Origin of the sequence: Planktotalea sp., from assembly GCF_049680325.1 — a bacterium.
Lineage (GTDB): Bacteria > Pseudomonadota > Alphaproteobacteria > Rhodobacterales > Rhodobacteraceae > Planktotalea.
The window spans coordinates 34,164-51,504 of record NZ_JBAUHO010000359.1; the positions used below are offsets into that span (position 1 = coordinate 34,164).

The following is a 17,341-nucleotide window of genomic DNA, read 5'->3' on the forward strand; positions in this document are numbered from 1 at the left end:
TGAGCGCGCGGGTCGCATAAGATATGAGGCGCAAACGCCAAAAGGAACGTAGCACTATGTCCAAGCAAAAGATCACCGAAGAAGACGCGCTCGCGTTCCACCTTGAGCCGACGCCCGGCAAGTTTGAAATTTCCGCGACGGTCCCGATGACGACGCAGCGTGATCTGTCGCTTGCGTATTCACCGGGCGTTGCGGTTCCCTGTCTGGCAATCGCCGAGAACCCTGAATTGGCCTATGATTATACCAATAAAGGCAATCTGGTTGCGGTTATCTCGAATGGTACCGCTGTTTTGGGTTTGGGCAATCTTGGCGCGCTTGGCTCCAAGCCGGTGATGGAAGGCAAGGCGGTTCTTTTCAAACGTTTTGCTGACGTGAATTCGATTGATATCGAGCTGGACACCGAAGACCCCGACGCGTTCTGCAATGCGGTACGTTTGATGGGACCGACGTTTGGCGGCATCAACCTTGAGGATATCAAGGCACCTGAGTGTTTCATCATCGAGCAGCGGCTTAAAGAAGAGATGGATATTCCCGTCTTTCACGATGACCAGCATGGCACGGCGGTTATCTGCGCGGCAGGCCTGATTAATGCGCTGCATATCTCAGGCAAGAAAATTGAAGATGTTAAAATCGTTCTGAACGGCGCAGGCGCAGCTGGGATTGCTTGCATCGAGTTGCTGAAAGCCATGGGCGCGCGGCACGAGAATTGCATCGTTTGCGACACAAAGGGCGTGATCTATCAGGGCCGTACCGAGGGCATGAACCAGTGGAAATCGGCGCATGCTGTTACAACTGAATTGCGGACCTTGGAAGAGGCTATGCAGGGCGCAGATGTGTTCCTTGGCGTGTCCGTTAAGGGCGCTGTTACGCAGGAAATGGTGCAAAGCATGGGTGATAACCCTGTGATTTTCGCTATGGCGAATCCTGATCCGGAAATTACACCTGAAGACGCGCATGAAGTACGTGTCGATGCGATTGTTGCAACGGGGCGTAGCGATTATCCGAACCAGGTGAACAACGTACTTGGCTTCCCGTATTTGTTCCGCGGGGCTTTGGATATTCACGCCCGTGCAATCAATGATGAAATGAAGATCGCTTGCGCGCACGCTTTGGCGCAACTCGCGCGCGAGGATGTGCCGGATGAGGTGGCGCTGGCCTATGGCAAGAATCTGACGTTCGGCCGCGACTACATCATTCCAACGCCTTTTGATCCGCGTTTGATATACCGTATTCCGCCTGCCGTTGCAAAGGCGGGGATGGATACCGGTGTAGCGCGTCGCCCGATCATCGACATGGATGCTTATGAGCTTTCGCTCAAAACCCGCATGGACCCGACCGCAAGCATTTTGCGTGGCATCAATGCGCGTGCCCGTGCGGCGCAGGCACGTATGATTTTTGCAGAAGGTGACGATCCACGGGTTTTGCGTGCGGCGGTCATGTATCAACGCGGCGGTTTGGGCAAAGCGTTGGTTGTTGGTCGTTCTAACGATGTGAAGGAAAAACTGGAAGCAGCTGGTCTTGGCGATGCGTTCCGCGAGCTTGAGGTCGTGAATGCTGCGAATACGCAGCACCTTAGCCTATATAAAGATTTCCTTTATGAGCGCCTCCAGCGCAAAGGCATGGACCGCACAGATGTTCACCGCCTGGCAACGCGTGATCGCCATGTGTTTGCGTCACTTATGCTGGCGCACGGGCACGGCGATGGTCTTGTGACGGGTGCGACGCGGAAATCTGCGCATGCGCTTGAGTTGATTAACCATGTGTTCGACGCTGACGCCGCGCATGGTGCGGCTGGCGTGACAGCGCTACTGCACAAAGGGCGCATCGTTTTGATCGCAGATACACTGGTTCATGAATGGCCGAACGAGGAAGATCTGGCGAACATCGCAGAGCGGGCGGCGGCAGTGGCCCGCCACCTTGGCCTAGAGCCACGTGTCGCTTTCGTCAGCTTCTCGACGTTTGGTTATCCCGTGTCCGAGCGCGCAGAAAAAATGCACATCGCACCATCAGTCTTGGAAGCGCGCGGCGTTGACTTCGAATTTGAAGGCGAAATGACCGTAGATGTTGCGCTGAACGCTAAATCGGCTGAACAATATCCGTTCTCGCGCCTGACTGGCCCGGCGAACATTCTGGTTGTTCCTGCGCGCCACTCAGCGAGCATTTCGGTCAAGCTGATGCAGGAAATGGCCGGGGCTACTGTGATTGGCCCTATCCTTAGCGGCGTCGACAAGTCGATCCAAATTTGCTCGACTGTTGCCACGGCGAATGACATTTTGAATATGGCGGTGCTGGCTTCCTGTAAGGTCGGCTGATCCCGCCAGGGAGTTTATGCATGACCATTTTCAATCTCGGTTCGATCAACGCAGATCACGTCTACCGTGTCCCGCACTTGCCGGGGGCGGGGGAAACCTTGGCCGCGCGCTCGATGCAAACAGGGCTTGGCGGCAAGGGGGCGAATATGTCAGTCGCTGCTGCCCGTGCGGGTAGTCATGTGGCGCATATTGGTGCCGTTGGAAAAGACGGGCTTTGGGCGCGCGACCGGTTGATGGAATATGGCGTGGATACGCGCCATATCGCGCAGCTCGATGTGCCGACGGGTCACGCAATTATCAATGTCGATGATGCAGGCGAGAATGCGATAACTTTGCTTTCAGGTGCCAATCAGGAAATTTCTGAGGATGCCATCGGGCAGGCGTTAAGTGCAGGTCAAACAGGTGACATTCTGGTGATGCAGAATGAAACAAATGCGCAGTCAGCTGCCGCGAAAGCAGGCTCTAAATTGGGATTTCGTGTCTGCTATGCCGCTGCGCCATTCGATGCAGACGCGGTCAAGGCGGTTCTGCCGTTTCTCGATTTTTTGATCCTGAACGAAGTTGAGGCGCAGCAGCTTGAAGCGGCGCTTGGGCGCCAGATTGAAGATATGGATGTTGCGGATATTATCGTGACGCTCGGTAGTAAGGGCGCGCGATGGATCAACGCGGCCTCTGGTACGGATCAACATTTTGAAGCGCTGAAAGTGACCCCCGTCGATACCACTGGTGCAGGTGATACATTCACGGGTTACGTCCTGTCCGCGCTTGATCGCGGTCTTTCCATGGGCCAAGCGATTTCTTTGGCCATGCGCGCCGCTGCTTTGATGGTGACGCGCATGGGAACCGCCGACGTTATTCCGGACCTGAAAGAGGTCGAGGCGTTTTCGGGACTTTAGTGGCCAACAAACGGCGCGTCACCGCCCCAAAGCTGTTTAACGCGCGCATCGCGCCCGCATCCTTGGCGATAGCGTTTGTATGCATCTGATTGCTTTATCGCGCCAAAGCGTGTGAGAACGCGCTTCGAGCCCTTATAGTAGTCCTGATGATAGTCTTCAGCGGTGTAAAACTGTGCCGCAGGAAGGATCGGGGTAACAATCTTTTTCCCAAGCGCGTTTTGCGCGGCCTGTTTTGCCGCGGTCGCTGATTTGCTTTGTGCGTTGCTTGCTACAAAAACGGCCGAACGATAGCTGGCACCCCGATCACAAAACTGACCGCCTGCGTCTGTCGGGTCAATCGAGCGAAAGAACATATGCAGCAGTTGATCGCGGGAAACTTTTGCGGGATCAAATTTGATCTGAACCGCTTCGAAATGACCAGTGCTGCCCTTTGTGACATCTTTGTAGGTCGGGTTCGCGGTTTTACCACCAGTGTAACCCGAGACTACCTCTTTAACGCCCGAAACGCTTTCAAAGTCGCTTTCGACGCACCAGAAACACCCTCCTGCGACGGTCAACGTTTCCGTGCCTGCGGCCTTCGCTGGATTTGAATGCAGCGCGAGGCCGATTACAATAAGCGCACCCAACAGGGCGGGTTTCATGTGCTTGAACTGGAACATCGTTTGTCTCCTTTGTTGCAGCTAGCGACATGATTGGCGCGCAATCAATTGCCTGTCATCGAATGTCACGGCATGGTGAGGTGAGTTTACCAAATTGATGTGAGGGAATGTATGAAGATAGCGATGTGGTCGGGGCCACGAAATCTTTCGACGGCGATGATGTATAGCTTTGCCAGCCGCGCCGATACCAGCGTTGTGGACGAACCGTTTTACGCAAGCTATTTGCAGGCCACGGGCCTGGAGCACCCTATGCGTGAGGAGGTTATTGCGTCGCAAAGCATAGATGCTGAAACTGTCGCAAGATCCTTATTAGAGCCTGTTTCAACGCTGCATCACTATCAAAAGCACATGACGCAACATATGATCGAAGGCGTCCCGCGCGGTTGGCTGAAAGAGGTCAAGAACGTCTTTCTTATCCGTCATCCTGCACGGGTTTTGGCAAGCTGGAGCAATAAACACGAACAACTGACGCTTGCCGATATAGGCTTTGTTCAACAGCTAGAGCTTTTTGAGGACGTTGTGGCATCGGGCCAAACCCCTGTTGTGATCGACGCCGCCGATATACGTTCCAATCCCGAAGCAATGTTGCGCGCGCTGTGCCGCGCGATTGAAGTGGAGTGGGATGCCGCGATGCTAAATTGGCCCGTTGGTCCCAAACCATTTGACGGTATCTGGGCGTCGCACTGGTATGATGCGGTGCATCGTTCAACAGGGTTTGCAGGGGCTGAAGGTGCTTTGCCAGAGCTCAACGGTGAGTTGGCTAGGTTGAACGAAAAAGCGCTGCCAATCTACGAAAGACTGGCAGCGCATAAGCTGTCTGCGTAGCGACTACTTTTTCAGGCGACGATCGCGCGCGGCCAGAAGCTTTAGACGGAGCGCATTCAATTGAATGAACCCTGCTGCGTCTTTCTGATCGTATGCGCCAGCGTCATCTTCAAAGGTCACATGCGCTTCGGAATAAAGGCTGTGGTCGGACCAACGACCAACAGTTGTTGCAGAACCTTTATAGAGCTTCAGACGCACCGTGCCTGTGACGTGCTCCTGGCTCTTGTCGATGGCCGCTTGCAGCATTTCACGCTCTGGGCTGAACCAGAAACCATTGTAGATCAGTTCCGCATAACGGGGCATCAGGCTGTCTTTCAAATGACCCGCGCCGCTATCAAGGGTGATCTGTTCGATGCCGCGATGCGCCTCAAGCAGGACCGTGCCGCCGGGCGTTTCATAGATGCCGCGTGATTTCATGCCGACGAATCGGTTCTCAACAAAATCCAAACGCCCGATGCCGTGCTTGCCGCCCAGCTCGTTCAACTTGGTGAGAACGGTTGCCGGGCTCATTGCCTCGCCATTGATGGAGACAGCGTCGCCCTTTTCGAAACCAACCTCGATGAACTCTGCCTCGTTTGGTGCATCCTCAGGGCTGACGGTGCGCTGATAGACATATTCTGGCGCGTCCACGGCTGGATCTTCCAGAACCTTGCCCTCGGAAGAGGTGTGCAACAGGTTCGCATCAACAGAGAACGGTGCCTCGCCGCGCTTGTCTTTGGCAATCGGGATCTGATGCTTTTCAGCGAAATCAATCAGCTTGGTACGGCTGGTCAAATCCCATTCGCGCCATGGTGCGATAACCTTGATGTCCGGGTTCAGCGCGTAAGCGGCCAGTTCGAAACGAACCTGATCGTTGCCCTTGCCGGTTGCGCCGTGTGCAATGGCATCTGCGCCGACTTCTTCAGCGATCTCAATAAGACGCTTGGAAATCAACGGGCGCGCGATGGATGTGCCAAGTAGATACAGCCCTTCATAAACCGCATTTGCACGGAACATCGGGAAAACGAAATCGCGCACGAATTCTTCGCGCACGTCTTCGATGTAGATGTCTTTGACGCCCATCAACTCGGCTTTGGCGCGGGCTGGTTCCAGCTCTTCGCCCTGTCCGAGGTCAGCGGTGAACGTTACGACCTCACAGCCATACTCAGTCTCTAGCCATTTCAGAATGATCGAGGTGTCGAGGCCGCCGGAATAGGCCAAAACGACTTTTTTAGGCGCAGTCATCGCGGGTTCCTTTCAGGAGAATTTGACCGCGCGATATCGTTTTTTACAAGGCTCGGCAAGGTGATGCTGTGTGTCAGGGGCTTGAATGCGCGCCTTTGCTGCGTCAGACACATCAAATGACAAGTTTTCAAGATAGAGCGATCCTCGCCGAACATGCGATCCGCAGCGTGCTGCCGCCGACGCCATTGCAACACAACCTTCATCTGTCAAAGGTGTTTGGCGCCGAAATTTGGCTGAAACGCGAAGACCTTTCGCCGGTGCGTTCCTACAAATTGCGCGGGGCCTTCAACGCAATGCGCAAGGTTCTTGCGGCTGATCCGGACAGGGGCCATTTCGTTTGCGCAAGTGCGGGTAATCATGCGCAGGGCGTTGCCTACATGAGCAAGCACTTCGCGGTGAAGGGCACGATTTTCATGCCTGTGAAGACGCCACAGCAAAAGATCGACAAGACGCGAATCTTTGGTGGGGAGCATATCGAGATTAAGCTGGTCGGCGATTATTTTGATGACACATTGCGCGCCGCACAAGCCTATTGCAGCGATGTTGGCGGTCATTTTCTATCGCCTTTTGATGATGAGGATGTGATCGAAGGCCAAGCGAGCGTCGCAGTTGAAATTGAAGCACAGCTTGGTGGTTTGCCCGATCGGATAATTCTGCCTGTTGGCGGCGGTGGCCTGTCTGCCGGTGTGCGTAGCTATATTGGTGATCGCGCGGCGTTAACGTTTGTAGAGCCGCTTGGCGGTGCGTGTTTGTTTGCGGCGTTGAAAGCCGGAGCGCCCGTCGATCTTGCTAAGGTAGATACTTTTGCCGACGGTGCGGCTGTCGGGAAAATCGGGGTGCGTACGTTTGAGCACCTGAAAGACGTGCCACTTCCCGACACGCTGCAAATCAGCGAGGATCGCGTATGCACCACCATGCTGGAAATGCTGAACATTGAAGGTATCGTTCTTGAGCCCGCGGGGGCATTGGCTTTGGATGCTTTGAAAGACCTGCGAGATCAGATCGCCGGCAAGCAAATTGTGTGCGTCGCATCGGGCGGCAATTTCGATTTCGAGCGCCTTCCAGAAGTCAAAGAGCGCGCGCAGAGGTTTGCGGGATTGAAAAAATATTTCGTTCTACGCATGCCACAGCGCCCGGGCGCGCTTAAGGAATTCCTCGGTATTTTGGGGCCGGATGATGACATCAGCCGCTTTGAATACCTCAAGAAATCGGCTCGCAACTTTGGTTCCGTTCTTATCGGCTTGGAAACGAAGGCCGCTGGGAATTTTGATGTGCTTTTGGCTAATCTCGAGGCCGCCGGTTTTGCCTATACCGACATCACCGATGACGAAGTATTGGCGCAGTTTCTGATCTAGGGGTTCAAAATGTTCGCAGGAAAAACAATCATTGTGACTGGCGGTGGCAGTGGGATCGGCGCGGCAGTCGCGCGTGCCTTTGCGGTTGAGGGTGCGAAGGTCTGCGTTGCGGATTTAAACCTGAACGCCGCAACAGATGTCGCGACGGCCATCGGCGGGATCGCGATGGCGTGTGATGTTCGCGACGAAGCGCAGATTGTTGATCTGGTAAAAAAGGTTGAAACTGCGTTTGGTCCAATTGACATCTTCTTTTCCAATGCGGGTTTGGCGCGCGGCGAGCCAGGTCATGCCGCGTCTGCATCGACAGAGGTTTGGCAGCTTAACTGGGACGTTCATGTCATGGCACATGTCTATGCGGCGCGCGCGGTTTTGCCGGGGATGATTGAGCGGGGGCAGGGGTATTTGGTAAACGTTGCATCGGCCGCGGGTCTTCTTAATCAGATCGGCGATGCAGCGTATTCAGCAACCAAACATGCCGCGGTAAGTCTGGCTGAATCCCTCGCAATTACCCATAAGGCAGACGGAATAGATGTATCTGTTGTGTGTCCGCAGTATGTTGCAACGCCCCTTCTGGACATGGATGATGATAGTGAAGTTGGTGGTTCGCTAATCAGCGCGAGCGAGGTTGCGGACTGTGTCATTGCCGGGATGACAGCGAAAGATTTCTTCATTCTGCCACATCCTCAAGTCGCCGACTACATGGCGCTACGAGGAACAGATCACGCGCACTGGTTATCTGGGATGCAAGCACTGCGACGCAAGTTCCTGCACGAATCCGAGAGTGGCGAGCTTGGAGAGATGTATAAGTTCGTGTGATTTAGGCGGCCTGATTCCCTTCCAGTTTTGCAAAAAACTCGACTTTCGAAGCTTCATAGACAGATTGAATCGTTTCAAGGTTGCCAACCGATTGTCCCGCGCCAGCACATTTTTCACCGCTATGGCAAATTGACGCCAGCTGCTCAAAACCGAGGTTGAGCGCGCTGCCTTTCAAGAAATGCAATTCCTCTTCCAGATCCTGAAGTGATTTTTCATCGCATAGCGTTTCCAGTCGCTCTTCCACTTCGCTCAGGAATAACGCGACCACCTCTTCAAAGTCTTCCGCGCCTATTTCATCGCGTAGTTCTGATATTCTCGCCCAATCAATCATCACGCCTCCTGTGAGGATGAAGGTCGCAAACAAAAATGAAGATTTGGTTTCCAGCCGAGTTTTCCGCGTGGGATGCACTTCAAATTTTATCTTTCACGTTTCCTTAAAGCCTTGGGTCTAACGAGAGATTGGAAAGGAAAGTCTGTGAATGCCATTCAACAAATAGAGGCGGGTGACGCTTGCCACGATGCGCACAAGATCAAGGTGCTGATCGTCGATGACAGCCGTTTACAACGCAAAATACTCTCTGTTTCGCTCAAGCGCATGGGTTATGAGGTTAGAGAAGCGGAATCGGGCCATGAGGCGCTCGCAATCTGCAAACGCTGGCCGCCGGATATGGTGCTTAGCGACTGGATGATGCCCGAAATGAACGGGCTGGAGTTTTGCCATGCCTTCAAGGACATGCCGCGGGACGGCTATGGCTATTTCATTCTTTTGACCTCCAAAAGCGCCAAGGATGACGTGGCTCAAGGGCTTGAGAGCGGCGCAGATGACTTTCTTTCCAAACCTGTGAACGGTGTCGAGCTTCGCGCAAGGTTGGCAGCTGGCGAGCGGATCATTCAGATGCAACGAAAATTGATCAGTCAAACTAAGGTGGTTTCCGACACGCTTGACCAGCTACGCGCCGTTCATGATTCTCTGAATCAGGACTTGATGGAGGCTAAAAAGCTTCAACAATCCCTGGTCAGGGAGAAACACAAGCGTTTCGACAACGCGAATCTTTCGTTCACATTGCTGTCTGCGGGCCATGTCGGCGGCGATCTTGTCGGCTACTTTCCCGTGTCCGACACGCAGGTCGGTTTCTTCGCGATTGATGTTTCGGGGCATGGCGTCAGTTCTGCGTTGATGACTGCGCGATTGGCTGGTTACCTCACGTCCGCCTCGCCCGAACAGAATATAGCACTCAATTATGGGACAGACGGTGAAATATGTGCGCGAACGCCCTCGGATGTCGTGAGTGATCTAAATCGAATTGTTCTGGAAGAAATGGAGACGGATCACTATTTCACCGTCATTCTGGCGATTGCAGATATGGAAACGGGGCAAACAACGCTTTGTCAGGCGGGTCATCCGCATCCCCTGGTTCGACGAAGAAACGGGACGATTGAGCAGACCGGAACCGGTGGGCTCCCGGTTGGCTTGTTCGCCGATGTGGAATTTGATGAATTTGAAATCCAGCTTGAGCCGGGCGATCAGCTTTTGCTGTCCTCTGATGGTATTACGGAGTGCCCTGACTCCAACGATGTTATGCTGGGCGAGGAAGGGTTCGAACGCTTAATGCACGACCTCAAGGACTCTCGTGGTCCGCAATTGTTGGAAACGCTCGTCTGGATGTTGTCGGATTATGCGGGCGATGCGGGCTTTCCAGATGATGTGTCTGCCGCGCTTTATGAGTACAGGCCTTAACCAAAGGTGCGAAGGGCGTGCTTTAGAAAATGTCGATCTCCGGGATTTTCTGTCAGTGTGAGTGCATCTTCATAGGATACCCAATGAGAGGAATGCCCAGCCTCTGTCGGTTCGCAAAGCTGTATCGCCGGGCGCGCAACATACAACGCGCAGAGCTTTTCCGCCCAAAACTTATAGTCGGGCATGTAAACATAACGGCGAAACGCACCGAGCCGTCGCGGCGTTCCAATGGTCCATCCTGTTTCTTCCATGATCTCGCGGCGCAAAGCGGGAATGATATGTTCGCCCGGATCAATCCCACCGCCCGGAATTTGATATTCGGGTTTGGGCGCTTCTTGAAAGGTTAATAAAACGCGGTGATCCCGCATTAAAATGGCATAGGCACCAGGCCGTAGGCGGTAGTTGATGCCAGCCTTAGGTGGGTCGTCAAAACGTCTTATCATAAGCTTGCCCTTGGACCTGCGCTTGCCGCGCCTATATAGGCGCGGTATGCCAAGAGCCTGCGCATAAGGAAAGCCCATGTCACTCGGACAAAAAATCGCTTGGGACGACTCAGTCCTACCCTTCCAGTTGGATGCATCAGACATCCGCGGCCGCGTTGCGCGGCTTGACGGTGTCTTGGACGGTATTTTGGAGCAACACAATTACCCGCCTCTCGTCGAGGCGTTGGTCGCTGAAATGGCCTTGTTGACCGCCTTGATCGGCCAAACGATCAAGCTGCGCTGGAAGCTGTCTTTGCAGGTGCAATCGAAGGGCGCGGTGCGCATGATTGCGACGGATTACTACGGCCCAACGAAAGAAGGTGAACCCGCCCGCGTGCGCGCGTACGCGACCTATGATGCGGAACGCTTAACCAACGCGAGCCCGTTCGAGCAGATCGGCGAGGGCTATTTTGCTGTCATGATCGATCAAGGTCAGGGCATGACGCCCTACCAGGGAATTTCACCGATTGCCGGCGGATCCTTGGCGGCTTGCGCAGAGGCCTATTTCGCCCAGTCCGAGCAGATCCCGACGCGGTTTGAGTTAAGCTTTGGCGTGTCTACCGAAGATGGCGCGCCCCATTGGCGTGCGGGCGGTGTAATGTTGCAGCACATGCCCAAAGCGTCACCGCTCAAGAAGATCGAAGCAACAGGCGAGGGCGGATTGTTGAGCCCGAAAGATGTTGTTGGCGACGGGGATGATGCAGAGAACTGGACGCGCGCAAATGTGCTGTTGGATACGGTGGAAGAACTGGAACTAATTGGCCCAAGCGTCACGCCAGACGCGTTGCTACTGCGTCTTTTCAATGAAGAGGCACCTCGCGTATTTGATGCGCAACCTGTGCGCTTTGGCTGTACGTGCTCGGAAGATCGCGTTCGTCAAAGCCTGTCGATATATTCGGCCAAGGACATCCAAACGATGACAACGGATGCGGGGCGTGTGACAGCAGATTGCCAGTTCTGCGGTGCGCACTACGATCTGAACCCTGCAAGCGTGGGTTTCGAGGCGAATGCCTGAAACGATAGATCACTTTCGTTTGCAACTGACAAAGGCGCGCGAGCCTTCGTCAGACTATGATCTTAACCCGGATATTTCATTGCCCGAAGGGCGCAAGCTACGCGCGGCAGCAGTTCTTTTGCCGCTCATTCAACGTGACGGGGCTTGGCATGTTATTTTGACAATGCGTTCCAGCGCCTTAAAGCACCACCCGGGACAAATCGCTTTTCCGGGTGGAAAGCAGGATGACAATGACGCAGATCTTGTTGCGACCGCCCTTCGAGAAGCGGAAGAAGAGATCGGTTTGCCGAAATCCAACGTCGAAGTGGTTGGTGATCTTGGCGCACATGAGACGGTGACAGGGTTTACAGTTACCCCTATCGTAGGTGTGCTAAAGGGTCCGTTTGATATTCGTCCCGAAACGGGCGAAGTGGCAGAGGTTTTCCATGTTCCATTGGATTTTCTTGCCAAGCCCGAAAATTTCAAAGTCCAGTCACGCCGCTGGCGCGGTAAACAACGCCATTACTACACTATTCCATATGGCCCCTATTACATTTGGGGGGCCACCGCCCGAATGCTTCGCGCTTTTGCCGATACGTTGGATTGGTGATGATTGTTCGGGGCGCATGGATCGAGACACCAGCGACACAAGCCGTCTGTACGGCCCTAAGCAAAAACGGTCATCAGGTGTTTTTTGTTGGGGGCTGCGTGCGCAATGCACTGCTCGGCGTAGCGGTTTCTGACATAGATATCGCAACCGACGCACTACCAGAAGAGACGATGCGCTGCGCCAAAGAGGCGGGGTTGAACGCCATTCCCACAGGGATCGAGCACGGAACAGTTACGGTTGTTTCCGGTGGCATTGCACATGAGATCACGACGTTTCGCAGTGACGTCGAAACAGATGGTCGTCACGCGGACGTTGCGTTCTCAAAAAGCATTGAAGAAGACGCTGCGCGCCGCGATTTCACAATGAACGCGCTTTATGCTGGCGCGGATGGCACGATCCATGATCCTTTGGGTGGTTTGCAGGATCTGAACGATCGGCACGTTCGATTCATTGGCGATGCCAACCAACGCATACATGAAGATTACTTGCGCTCTTTACGGTTTTTCCGCTTCACGGCTCACTATGGTAATCCCGCGCTGGGAATAGATGCAGATGGTTTGGCGGCTGTTGCCGAAAATCTGGACGGACTTGCCAGGCTTTCGCGCGAAAGGGTCGGTGCGGAACTGCTAAAGCTGATGAGCGCTCAAAATCCTTCGATGGCTGTCGCCGCAATGCGATCTTCGGGTGTGTTAGCTGTCGTCTTGGAAGGCGGTGATGACCGCGCGCTTGCGCCGCTTATTCATCTAGAGCAAAGTTTGGGTATTTCGCCTGATCCGATCCGTAGACTGGCCGTAATCGCCGGCGCGCCTGATAAAGATGCGTTGCGATTGAGTAGAGCAGATCACAAACGATGGGCGATGATGCGGGACGAGGTTGAATCGATGAAAACCGCCAGTCATCTCGGGTATCTGCATGGGGCCGCATTTGCCATTGATGTGCTTCTTTTACGCGCGGCGCTGTTTGAGCAACCTGTTGTTGCCAGCGCAATTGCAGAGTCTAACAAGGGAGATATCGCCGAATTTCCCATCAAGGCAAAAGACCTTCCTGGTTTTTCCGGGCCAGCGCTCGGGGAGAAACTGCGCGCGCTGGAAGCAAAGTGGATTGCGTCCAGTTTTACCCTAACGCGTGAAGAGTTGCTTGCGTGAACGTGCTGGCCGATCCGCTATACCTTTTCGTGTTTTTCGGTCTGTTTTCACCGGGCCCGAATGTCATTTTGCTAACCGCCTCTGGCGCGCGCTTTGGTTTCAAACGGACTGTGCCGCATTTGCTTGGCGTTGCGCTGGGCGTTGGGATAATTGCAGCGTTGACGGCCTACGGTTTGGGCGCGTTGTTATTGGCATACCCAGATCTAACGCTGACGTTGAAAGTGCTGGCAGCACTTTGGATTCTCAGGATGGCTTGGGGTCTTTGGAACGCCAAGCCGCGGGATATTGATAGTGCCGATGCACCTATGACGTTTGTGCAAGCGATCCTGTTTCAATGGGTGAACCCAAAGATCTGGGCCGTCGCGTTGACTGCGATCTCTGCCTATCCAGCGGGCATAGGCCCTTTGGGCGAAGCGGTGCGGCTCGGCACGGCGTTCTCTGGAATTAACCTGTTCGTCTGTCTATTTTGGACCTTGGCGGGGGCGATGCTTGCTTATTTGCTCGAAGCAAAGCTCGCTTGGCGCTTATTCATGCGTGTCATGGCCTTGGCCTTGGTGGTTTTTTCGCTCATGGTCTTTGTCTAACCAACTGATAGGCAGGCCTTACGATGTTTCGCTTTTTCGAACGTCTCGTTGATCCCTATGTAAGCTACGAAGAAGCGGATACGCCGCCGACAAAGTTATGGCCGTTCATGATGGCCTATTCCCAGCCGTTCAAACACGTTTTTGCGGTTACCGGCATTATGTCTGTCGTTGTTGCCGTGGTTGAGATTTGGTTAATCTCCTACATGGGGCGCGTTGTGGATATTTTGCAGGGCGAACCGTCATTGGTTTGGCAGACGCACGGCACTGAATTTATCATTGTCGCCCTTTTGATCCTGTTTGCGCGCCCGATCCTGCAAGGGATTGATGTGGCGCTTTTGAATAATACGATCTTGCCGAACTTCGGTACGCTTATTCGATGGCGTGCGCACAAACATGTACTGCGTCAGTCCGTCGGCTGGTTCGAGAACGATTTCGCAGGCCGCATCGCAAACCGCATCATGCAAACCCCGCCAGCGGCGGGCGAAGCTGTGTTTCAGGTCTTTGATGCGATCACGTTTTCGCTGGCATATGTCATCGGCTCTGCCGTTCTTTTGGCGAATGCGGATCTTCGTTTGGCTGTGCCTTTGATTATCTGGCTCGGTTTATACGGGTGCCTTGTTCACTGGACGATCAAGCGCGTTAGCCCCGCGTCCCAGGCGTCGTCAAATGCGCGCTCGATGGTGACTGGCCGCGTCGTGGATGCCTATACGAACATTCATTCGGTGAAAATGTTCAGCCACGGACCGCAAGAAATGGACTACGCCAAAAAGGCAATTGAAGAGTCGCGCGTCACTTTTCAGGCAGAGATGCGGATTTTCACGATTATGGATGTTACGCTCGTTATGTTGAATGGCGTTCTGATCCTTGGTGTTGTTGGCGGCGCGATCTGGCTTTGGACCATTGGTGAAGCCTCCGTTGGCGTCGTTGCCGCGACGACCGCGCTGGTGCTTCGGCTGAATGCGATGACGGCTTGGATCATGTGGGCGCTGACCAGTTTCTTCCGGCAGTTGGGTGTCGTCAAGGAAGGTATGGAGACAATTGCGCAGCCAATCAAACTTGTAGATGCGGTTGATGCAAAGCCGCTGGAGTTTCGCGAGGGACTAATCGAGTTTGAGGGTCTAAGTCATCACTATGGGAGACAAACAGGCGGATTAGACTCTGTTTCGTTGCGGATCGAACCTGGCCAGAAGATTGGTCTGATTGGTCGTTCCGGTGCGGGCAAGAGTACCTTGGTCAAGCTGCTTTTGCGGTTTTATGATGCGGATGGCGGGCGTATTTTGATTGACGGTCAGGATATTGCGCAAGTGACACAAGACAGTCTTCGTGCGCAGATCGGGATGGTTCAGCAGGATAGTTCGCTGTTGCATCGCTCTGTGCGGGACAACATCCGCTACGGGCGCGCTGGCGCGAGTGATGAAGACGTCATCGCGGCGGCGAAGAAAGCTGAAGCGCATGAATTTATCTTGGGGCTGGCCGACGCCGAGGGGCGTACAGGTTATGATGCCCAAGTCGGTGAGCGCGGTGTGAAATTGTCTGGTGGCCAACGCCAGCGCATCACGCTTGCGCGGGTGATCTTGAAGGATGCGCCGATCCTGTTGCTGGACGAAGCAACAAGCGCGCTGGATAGCGAGGTGGAAGCCGCTATTCAGGAAACGCTTTATGGGATGATGGCAGGCAAAAGTGTGATCGCAATTGCGCACCGCCTGTCGACGATTGCGCAGATGGATCGCATTTTGGTGCTCGATGAAGGGAGGATTGTCGAAGACGGCAGTCACGACGCGCTTTTGGCGAGTGGCGGGCTATATTCAGAATTCTGGGTGCGCCAGTCGGGCGGTTTCCTGAATGCCGAGGATGTATGAAACGAATTGAAACCTGGATTGATGCCTTTCGCCCGGCGGATGGCCCGCCGCCTAACACGCTTCGTGCTTTTGTAAACTGGTGCCTGTCTGGTGCTTGGCCTGTTTTGATTCTCGCAGCTGCGTTATCCGCAGGTGCGGGCGCGATGGAGGCGGGAACGGCGCTTATTCTTGGGTTGGTCGTGGACGCTGTCGTCGGGTCGGGGGCAGAGAATTTTTATACACCCGCCAATATAACGATGGTCCTTTTGGCGGTCGTATTTTTCGTTCTTGCACGGCCCGTGATGTTTGCACTGTCCTCTGGTGCAAACCACATCATTGTCATGCCGAACGTGTCGACCCTTGTGCAATCGCGGTTGCATCGTTGGTCGCTTGGCCAGTCGGTAAGCTTTTTCGACGACGACTTTGCGGGACGCATCGCGCAGAAACAGATGCAAACTGCGCGCGCCGTGACGGATGTTGTTTCGGAATCAATCAATGTCGTCGCGTTCGCTCTGGCGTCTTTGCTGGGCAGCTTCGCGCTGCTTGGTGCGATTGATTGGCGGATCGCTGGTCTGTTTGTGGTTTGGTTGATTTTCTATTTCGCGCTTATCGGGTGGTTTCTGCCGCGCATTCGCACCCGCGCAGCGACGCGGGCAAATGCGCGTGCTGCGGTGTCGGGGCAGTTGGTGGACACGATTACCAACATCAAAACCGTCAAACTTTTTGCCCATGATGCCCATGAGGATGAGGTCGCGCTTGACGCAATGGGTAAGTTCCGCAGGCAATCGCTTCATTACGGGTGGCTTGCAGCGACGTTCCGGTTTTTCCTGATGGTGATCGCGGGCATCCTGCCTGTTTTGCTTATGGGGGCGAGCATCTATTTCTGGCAAAAAGGGCAGGCAACGCCGGGCGATATTGTTGCTGCAGGCGCTGTTTCTATTCGCATCGCGCAGATGACAGGATGGGTGTCGTTCACTTTGATGGCGATTTACTCCAGCATCGGCGAAATTGAGGATGGGATGAAAACTCTGGCCAATCCCGTGCGCGTCGAGGACGATCAACACGCGACAGATATCAGTGTCGAACAAGGCGAAATTCGCTTTGAAACGGTGGAGTTCCAGTACGGCGGTGCATTTGGCGGTGTTCAGGATCTGGATCTGCACATCAAAGCAGGCGAAAAAATTGGTATAGTCGGGGCGTCCGGTGCGGGGAAATCAACTTTGGTGTCGCTACTTCTTAGGCTCTACGAAGCGGAATCAGGGCGTATTTTGATCGACGCGCAGCCCCTGACAAGCGTTACGCAAAATTCGCTTCGTCAATCAATTGGAATGGTCACCCAGGAAACGGCGATGTTCAACCGCTCGGCGCGCGACAACATTTTATACGGGCGACATTCTGCAAGTGAAGCGGATGTGATCGAAGCCGCGAAGCGCGCTGAGGCACATGAGTTCATTGCTGATCTGCGCGACAGCAAAGGGCGCGCAGGATATGACGCGCATCTGGGCGAGCGCGGCGTCAAGCTTTCTGGAGGGCAACGTCAAAGGATCGCCTTGGCGCGTGCAATCTTGAAAGATGCGCCAATCCTTGTGTTGGATGAGGCAACAAGTGCGCTGGATAGCGAAGTCGAGGCGGCAATCCAAAGCGCGTTGGAGCGCGCAATGGAAGGCAAGACCGTTCTGGCGATTGCACACCGCCTGTCTACGTTGGATAAAATGGATCGGATTATCGTTCTGGATGCGGGCCGCATTGTTGAGGACGGGACGCACGAAAGTCTTTTAGCGCGGGATGGGCTCTATGCGCGATACTGGAATCGACAGTCGGGTGGCTTTATCGACGTGCGTTCCGCTGCCGAGTAGGTATAGG

At 54.3% G+C, this 17,341-nt stretch carries 16 protein-coding genes; 12 read left to right on the forward strand and 4 right to left on the reverse strand.

The features are described 5' to 3' along the window. Positions 1-56 precede the first annotated feature (56 nt). Together WBC85_RS16050 and WBC85_RS16055 are read left to right on the forward strand one after the other, a co-directional pair. Complete coding sequence (locus tag WBC85_RS16050; RefSeq protein WP_424439593.1) at positions 57-2,312, forward strand: NADP-dependent malic enzyme; 2,256 nt, start codon at positions 57-59, stop codon at positions 2,310-2,312. A 20-nt stretch (positions 2,313-2,332) separates the two neighbouring features. Continuing rightward, positions 2,333-3,208, forward strand: a complete 876-nt coding sequence (locus WBC85_RS16055) for a ribokinase (protein ID WP_424439596.1) — start codon at positions 2,333-2,335, stop codon at positions 3,206-3,208. Here the strand turns inward: WBC85_RS16055 and msrA are convergent. Continuing rightward, positions 3,205-3,867 carry a peptide-methionine (S)-S-oxide reductase MsrA gene (msrA, locus tag WBC85_RS16060; RefSeq protein WP_424439599.1) on the reverse strand — a complete coding sequence of 221 codons (663 nt, stop codon included), beginning with the start codon at positions 3,865-3,867 and terminating at the stop codon, positions 3,205-3,207. The two genes, WBC85_RS16055 and msrA, sit on opposite strands and share 4 nt — an antisense overlap. A gap of 111 nt (positions 3,868-3,978) precedes the next feature. On the opposite strand from msrA, the gene WBC85_RS16065 reads away from it, so the two are divergent. Further along, positions 3,979-4,692, forward strand: coding sequence for an HAD family hydrolase (locus WBC85_RS16065; RefSeq protein ID WP_424439602.1), 714 nt, complete (start codon positions 3,979-3,981; stop codon positions 4,690-4,692). Between the two features lie 3 nt (positions 4,693-4,695). On the opposite strand, the gene WBC85_RS16070 is transcribed toward WBC85_RS16065, so the two are convergent. Then, positions 4,696-5,916 (reverse strand): argininosuccinate synthase, encoded by a 1,221-nt coding sequence (locus tag WBC85_RS16070; RefSeq protein ID WP_424439605.1) that lies wholly within the window; start codon positions 5,914-5,916, stop codon positions 4,696-4,698. A gap of 116 nt (positions 5,917-6,032) precedes the next feature. Here WBC85_RS16070 and ilvA point away from each other — a divergent pair, with 116 nt between their 5' ends. Together ilvA and WBC85_RS16080 are read left to right on the forward strand one after the other, a co-directional pair. Continuing rightward, a complete protein-coding gene (gene ilvA, locus WBC85_RS16075) occupies positions 6,033-7,271 on the forward strand; it encodes a threonine ammonia-lyase IlvA (RefSeq protein WP_424439608.1) in 1,239 nt (412 codons plus the stop codon). A gap of 9 nt (positions 7,272-7,280) precedes the next feature. Continuing rightward, positions 7,281-8,087, forward strand: coding sequence for an SDR family oxidoreductase (locus WBC85_RS16080; RefSeq protein WP_424439611.1), 807 nt, complete (start codon positions 7,281-7,283; stop codon positions 8,085-8,087). A gap of 1 nt (position 8,088) precedes the next feature. On the opposite strand, the gene WBC85_RS16085 is transcribed toward WBC85_RS16080, so the two are convergent. Then, complete coding sequence (locus tag WBC85_RS16085) at positions 8,089-8,418, reverse strand: Hpt domain-containing protein (RefSeq protein ID WP_424439614.1); 330 nt, start codon at positions 8,416-8,418, stop codon at positions 8,089-8,091. Between the two features lie 144 nt (positions 8,419-8,562). Between WBC85_RS16085 and WBC85_RS16090 the strand changes: the two genes are divergently transcribed. After that, positions 8,563-9,825 carry a SpoIIE family protein phosphatase gene (locus WBC85_RS16090; RefSeq protein ID WP_424439617.1) on the forward strand — a complete coding sequence of 421 codons (1,263 nt, stop codon included), beginning with the start codon at positions 8,563-8,565 and terminating at the stop codon, positions 9,823-9,825. Here WBC85_RS16090 and WBC85_RS16095 read toward each other — a convergent pair. Continuing rightward, a complete protein-coding gene (locus WBC85_RS16095) occupies positions 9,822-10,268 on the reverse strand; it encodes an NUDIX domain-containing protein (RefSeq protein ID WP_424439620.1) in 447 nt (148 codons plus the stop codon). The two genes, WBC85_RS16090 and WBC85_RS16095, sit on opposite strands and share 4 nt — an antisense overlap. 76 nt (positions 10,269-10,344) lie before the next feature. Here WBC85_RS16095 and WBC85_RS16100 point away from each other — a divergent pair, with 76 nt between their 5' ends. Genes WBC85_RS16100 through WBC85_RS16125 form a run of 6 tightly spaced genes read left to right on the forward strand, consistent with a single transcriptional unit; the run spans position 10,345 to position 17,334 of the window. Then, on the forward strand, positions 10,345-11,322 hold the full coding sequence (locus WBC85_RS16100; RefSeq protein ID WP_424439623.1) for an Hsp33 family molecular chaperone HslO: 978 nt from the start codon (positions 10,345-10,347) through the stop codon (positions 11,320-11,322). Next, on the forward strand, positions 11,315-11,911 hold the full coding sequence (locus WBC85_RS16105) for a CoA pyrophosphatase (protein ID WP_424439626.1): 597 nt from the start codon (positions 11,315-11,317) through the stop codon (positions 11,909-11,911). Before WBC85_RS16100 ends, WBC85_RS16105 begins: the two co-directional genes overlap by 8 nt. After that, positions 11,911-13,056 (forward strand): CCA tRNA nucleotidyltransferase, encoded by a 1,146-nt coding sequence (locus tag WBC85_RS16110; protein WP_424439629.1) that lies wholly within the window; start codon positions 11,911-11,913, stop codon positions 13,054-13,056. Before WBC85_RS16105 ends, WBC85_RS16110 begins: the two co-directional genes overlap by 1 nt. Before the next feature lie 2 nt (positions 13,057-13,058). After that, positions 13,059-13,640, forward strand: coding sequence for a LysE family translocator (locus tag WBC85_RS16115; RefSeq protein ID WP_424439713.1), 582 nt, complete (start codon positions 13,059-13,061; stop codon positions 13,638-13,640). A 23-nt stretch (positions 13,641-13,663) separates the two neighbouring features. Next, positions 13,664-15,499 carry an ABC transporter ATP-binding protein gene (locus tag WBC85_RS16120; RefSeq protein ID WP_424439632.1) on the forward strand — a complete coding sequence of 612 codons (1,836 nt, stop codon included), beginning with the start codon at positions 13,664-13,666 and terminating at the stop codon, positions 15,497-15,499. Further along, positions 15,496-17,334 carry an ABC transporter ATP-binding protein gene (locus tag WBC85_RS16125; RefSeq protein WP_424439635.1) on the forward strand — a complete coding sequence of 613 codons (1,839 nt, stop codon included), beginning with the start codon at positions 15,496-15,498 and terminating at the stop codon, positions 17,332-17,334. The genes WBC85_RS16120 and WBC85_RS16125 overlap by 4 nt, the downstream gene beginning before the upstream one ends. The last annotated feature ends 7 nt before the right edge of the window (positions 17,335-17,341 follow it).

Bases quoted from the DNA above. Each gene is read 5' to 3' on its own strand.
- WBC85_RS16050 (WP_424439593.1), top strand. From the start codon at position 57: ATGTCCAAGCAAAAGATCACCGAAGAAGACGCGCTCGCGTTCCACCTT.
- WBC85_RS16055 (WP_424439596.1), top strand. From the start codon at position 2,333: ATGACCATTTTCAATCTCGGTTCGATCAACGCAGATCACGTCTACCGT.
- msrA (WP_424439599.1), bottom strand. From the start codon at position 3,867: ATGTTCCAGTTCAAGCACATGAAACCCGCCCTGTTGGGTGCGCTTATT.
- WBC85_RS16065 (WP_424439602.1), top strand. From the start codon at position 3,979: ATGAAGATAGCGATGTGGTCGGGGCCACGAAATCTTTCGACGGCGATG.
- WBC85_RS16070 (WP_424439605.1), bottom strand. From the start codon at position 5,916: ATGACTGCGCCTAAAAAAGTCGTTTTGGCCTATTCCGGCGGCCTCGAC.
- ilvA (WP_424439608.1), top strand. From the start codon at position 6,033: ATGACAAGTTTTCAAGATAGAGCGATCCTCGCCGAACATGCGATCCGC.
- WBC85_RS16080 (WP_424439611.1), top strand. From the start codon at position 7,281: ATGTTCGCAGGAAAAACAATCATTGTGACTGGCGGTGGCAGTGGGATC.
- WBC85_RS16085 (WP_424439614.1), bottom strand. From the start codon at position 8,418: ATGATTGATTGGGCGAGAATATCAGAACTACGCGATGAAATAGGCGCG.
- WBC85_RS16095 (WP_424439620.1), bottom strand. From the start codon at position 10,268: ATGATAAGACGTTTTGACGACCCACCTAAGGCTGGCATCAACTACCGC.
- WBC85_RS16100 (WP_424439623.1), top strand. From the start codon at position 10,345: ATGTCACTCGGACAAAAAATCGCTTGGGACGACTCAGTCCTACCCTTC.
- WBC85_RS16105 (WP_424439626.1), top strand. From the start codon at position 11,315: ATGCCTGAAACGATAGATCACTTTCGTTTGCAACTGACAAAGGCGCGC.
- WBC85_RS16110 (WP_424439629.1), top strand. From the start codon at position 11,911: ATGATTGTTCGGGGCGCATGGATCGAGACACCAGCGACACAAGCCGTC.
- WBC85_RS16120 (WP_424439632.1), top strand. From the start codon at position 13,664: ATGTTTCGCTTTTTCGAACGTCTCGTTGATCCCTATGTAAGCTACGAA.
- WBC85_RS16125 (WP_424439635.1), top strand. From the start codon at position 15,496: ATGAAACGAATTGAAACCTGGATTGATGCCTTTCGCCCGGCGGATGGC.